Genomic DNA, 3,903 nt, shown 5'->3' on the forward strand with positions numbered 1-3,903 from the left:
CGTCTATAACCGTCTTCCCACCGACGACCCTCCCCTGGAGGGAACGGCGGAGGACCGCTCCCTGCTCGTGGATTTCCTTGAGCATGTAATGGGAAAAATCCGACTTTTCCGCCATGGACATATCCCAGTCGACGGTGACGACGGGTCTGTCCACAGAGCTTCCGCCCTCATCCCAGATCTTGATGCCTCCGGGAGATATCTCCGCTATGTCGCCCTCCTCCAGGTACTGTATCTTCCTCGTGTAGGGCAGGAAGGCGGGGATGTCCGAAGCGCAGAAAGATTCTCCGTCGCCCGAACCCAAGACGAGGGGGGAGCCTCTTCGGATGGCGTAGATCCTGTCGGGAAGGCCCTGCTGCATCACTGCCAGGGCAAAGGTGCCTCTCAGCCTCTTTTGCAAGTAGACCAGGGTTTCCAGGATGTCGCCTGTTCGGGAGAAGGAGGACGAAATAAGATGTACAATCGCCTCCGTGTCCGTCTCGGAGAGAAACACGGTCCCTTCTCTCTCGAGTTCTTCCTTTAGTTCCGCGAAATTATCGATGATCCCGTTGTGCACTAGGGCAAATTTGCCGCTGCCGTCCTTGTGGGGGTGGGCGTTAATCCGGGACACCCCGCCATGGGTGGCCCACCGGGTGTGTCCTATCCCCTGAGTGGAACAGGGGGGTAATTCCTGAAGCATCCTCTCGAGGTCTTCCACCTTGCCGACCTCCTTGAGGATGAGGAGGTCATCGCCTGTCCCCAGGGCCAATCCTGCCGAGTCGTAACCTCGGTACTCAAGCCTCTTGAGCCCGTCGATGAGGACTTCGCGAGCCTCCCGTCCGCCGACATAACCAACTATCCCGCACATTCCTGCCTGAGCACCGCCTTTCGTTCGCGGCAAAAAAACGGATACCGCCCCTTTTGTCCCGGGTATCGCTCTCCGGTTTTGTGGGCGCGGCTTAATGGCCTCTCCGTTCGTGCCACCGGGGCATCCGCCGAACCTTCGATGCTCCCCGGACCTCGTCAACTGGCATGGCCTGTTCTGGCGCTAGGACAGCCGCTTTTTCCTCTCTCGATCTAGGTCACCCCGTCACCTCCATCCAGGATGATCCCTAGCCGCTCTAGCTCGGAAAGGACGATGCCGCGCAACTCTTCTCTCCGCAGGGCCATGCCCAGCGTGGCCTTCAGCCAGCTTTCCATGGTCCCGCAGTCAAACCTCTCGCCCCTGTAAAGGATACCCCAGAGGGGCTCATCCTTTGCCAGTACCCTCAGGGCATCGGTGAGCTGTATCTCCCCGCCGGCCCCGGCAGCGGAACTCTTGAGGTAACGAAAAACCTTTGGCGACAGGACGTATCGTCCCATCACCGCGTACCGGCTTGGCTCCCTGCCGGGTCCGGGTTTTTCCACAAGGTCCTCTATCCTGAAAAGGCCTTTTTCAACCTGCTCGCCCTTGATCATTCCATACCTACCGGCATCCTCCGGAGGAACTTCCTCGAGGGCGATCACTGATCCGCCGAGCTTCTGGTGAACCTGGAAAAGCTGTTCGAGCACGGGTGGAGAATCTGGATGGTGGATCATCACATCATCGGGAAGAATAACCCCGAAATATCCTCCCCTGCAGAAAGGTTCACCACAGAGGACCGCATGGCCTAGGCCGAGGGGTTCGGACTGCCTCACATAGGCGAAATCGGCCATCTCGCTTATCTCCCTCACCGTCCTGGCACATTCGGCCTTGCCCTTTTCGATGAGCAGCTGTTCGAGCTCGATGGATCTGTCGAAGTAATCCTCAATGGCCCTCTTGCCCCTGCCTGTGACAAATACGATCTCGCCACATCCCGACAGTACGGCCTCCTCGACCCCGTACTGGATAAGGGGTTTGTCGAGGAGGGGGAGCATCTCCTTGGGTATTTCCTTCGTCGCGGGGAGGAACCTTGTGCCCATGCCCGCGACGGGGAAAAGGCATTTCCTAGCACGATTACCTATCAAAGCTCCTCACCCCCATGGAGGCTGCCGATGGTCGAGTCTTGCGCGGTCCTCACGATCCTTTCGAAAAGAGCCTCCGAAACGGCCTTCAACAACGTGTCATCCCTGGCCTCCACTAGTACGCGCACGAGGGGTTCCGTGCCCGAGGGCCTGATCAGGATCCTGCCCAGGCCTCCCAAATCGAGTCGGGCCTGGCTGATGGCTTCCTGCACTCTGGAATGGCTTAGAAAGGCATCCTTGTCGCGGGTATGAATATTCTTTAAAACCTGGGGGTACCTTCCGAACCTTTCTACCAGGGTATCGATATCCTCACCCAGCCGGCGACAGGCCGAGAGAAAAAGGAGGCCGGAACCTAAACCGTCGCCGGTTGAAAAGAAGCCGCTGGCGATGATATGGCCCGATTGCTCGCCGCCGAGGTTCGACCCCGACGACCTCATGGCATCCAGCACATACCTGTCACCGACGGAGCAGCGCCTCAGCGGTATACCCTCCTGGGCAAGTTTTTCTTCCAGGGCCTTGTTGCTCATCACCGTTGCGACTACACCGTTGCCAAGCTCCCCCTCGGCAAGGAGCCATCTTCCGAGGACCCAGAGGATGATATCGCCGTCGATGATCCTGCCCCCGGAATCGACGAAAAGTGCCCTGTCGGCGTCACCGTCGAGGGCCATACCCAAGGAATGGCCCCCTGACAAAACCCTGGAGGCGACATTTTCCATGTGGATCACGCCGCATCCGTCATTGATGTTGTTCCTGTCGGGCCTGTCCGAGATGAGGACGGCCTTTTTGAAACACCTTCCGAACACCATGGCTGCGGCCTCTGAGGCCGCCCCGTGGGCGCAGTCAACCACGATGGAGAGTTCGGGATCTATACCAAGGCAACAGGTCCTTACGAGGTGTTCCGCGTACTCAGAGAGGATCTCGGGCCTCGATGATATGGAACCCACCGATGATCCGGTGGGCCTCCATTCATCAAAGACGACATCGGCGAGGTATTCCTCGATCTCCGCCTCGTCATCGTCGTCCAGCTTGCCGCCATCCCTGCCCAGAAATTTTATCCCGTTGTATTCGAAAGGGTTGTGGGATGCGCTTACGACGGTCCCACCGTCACAGGAAAGCCTCTTGACGGCAAAGCTCACTCCCGGAGTAGGAATCACCCCCAGGGAGTTCACTTCGGCGCCGGCGGAGAGTAAACCCGAGACGAGGGCCATTTCGATCATTGCCCCGGAGCGCCTCGTGTCCCTTCCGACAGCGATAGTCGGGCGGGATACCCCCCTTTCAATGAGAAAAAGAGCGTAAGACCGGCCGAGGCGCAGCGCCATCTCGGGGGTCATGAGGCCCCGATTGGCCACATCCCTGACACCGTCTGTCCCAAAGAGGCAACGGCTTTTTTTCGAAGGACCCAGCATCGGAACACCTCTTTCCTTGATCCTACTCCGTCAACGCATAGACCGTTACGTTAGGGGAATCAACATCGGCCAGGGTGACACCCTTGGATCGCACGGTCGCCTTAACCGGCACGGTAATCTTCTGAGAGACCAGGTTCGTCACGTCCACGAAGACGTCCACCGGGCTGCCCTCGGCTTCGATGGAGTCCAGGAGCGACGGTGGTCCCTCGAGGATGACGTTAACCTCGGATGGCTCTACCCTCCAGCCTGGGTATATGCTCCTGCCGGTAAGCCTGACGGGTATCTTCGCGAAAAGCCTTCTTTCTGTCCTGGGGGCGAGGTGGATCCTCACCCGGACCGACGGTACGTCCACGATCTGGGCATCATCGGCCGGATCCGGCGCGGTCAAGATTTCGCTGACATCCGAAGCAAGCCCCGTCACGTCGATGGGAGCTAGAATGACCTGGTCGATCCGTTCTATCGACTCGAAAGGGCCCTGGATCGTTAGCTCCGGCGGATCCACTACTACCGCTTCCACCTGGAAGTCATGGCCCGGTTC

4 protein-coding genes are annotated in these 3,903 nt (G+C 58.9%); all 4 read right to left on the minus strand.

Going from position 1 to position 3,903, the window contains the following annotated elements; all coding sequences use genetic code 11:
• A partial coding sequence (locus GX108_01645) for a glutamine--fructose-6-phosphate aminotransferase (GenBank protein ID NLO55749.1) occupies positions 1–844 on the minus strand: 844 nt, incomplete at its 3' end.
• A gap of 209 nt (positions 845–1,053) precedes the next feature.
• A complete protein-coding gene (locus tag GX108_01650; GenBank protein ID NLO55750.1) occupies positions 1,054–1,917 on the minus strand; it encodes a UTP--glucose-1-phosphate uridylyltransferase in 864 nt (287 codons plus the stop codon).
• Between the two features lie 41 nt (positions 1,918–1,958).
• Positions 1,959–3,365, minus strand: a complete 1,407-nt coding sequence (gene glmM / locus GX108_01655) for a phosphoglucosamine mutase (protein ID NLO55751.1) — start codon at positions 3,363–3,365, stop codon at positions 1,959–1,961.
• A gap of 22 nt (positions 3,366–3,387) precedes the next feature.
• On the minus strand, positions 3,388–3,903 hold a 516-nt coding region (locus GX108_01660), incomplete at its 5' end, for a hypothetical protein (GenBank protein NLO55752.1).

This window comes from Thermovirga sp. (assembly GCA_012523215.1).
Classification (GTDB): domain Bacteria; phylum Synergistota; class Synergistia; order Synergistales; family Thermovirgaceae; genus 58-81.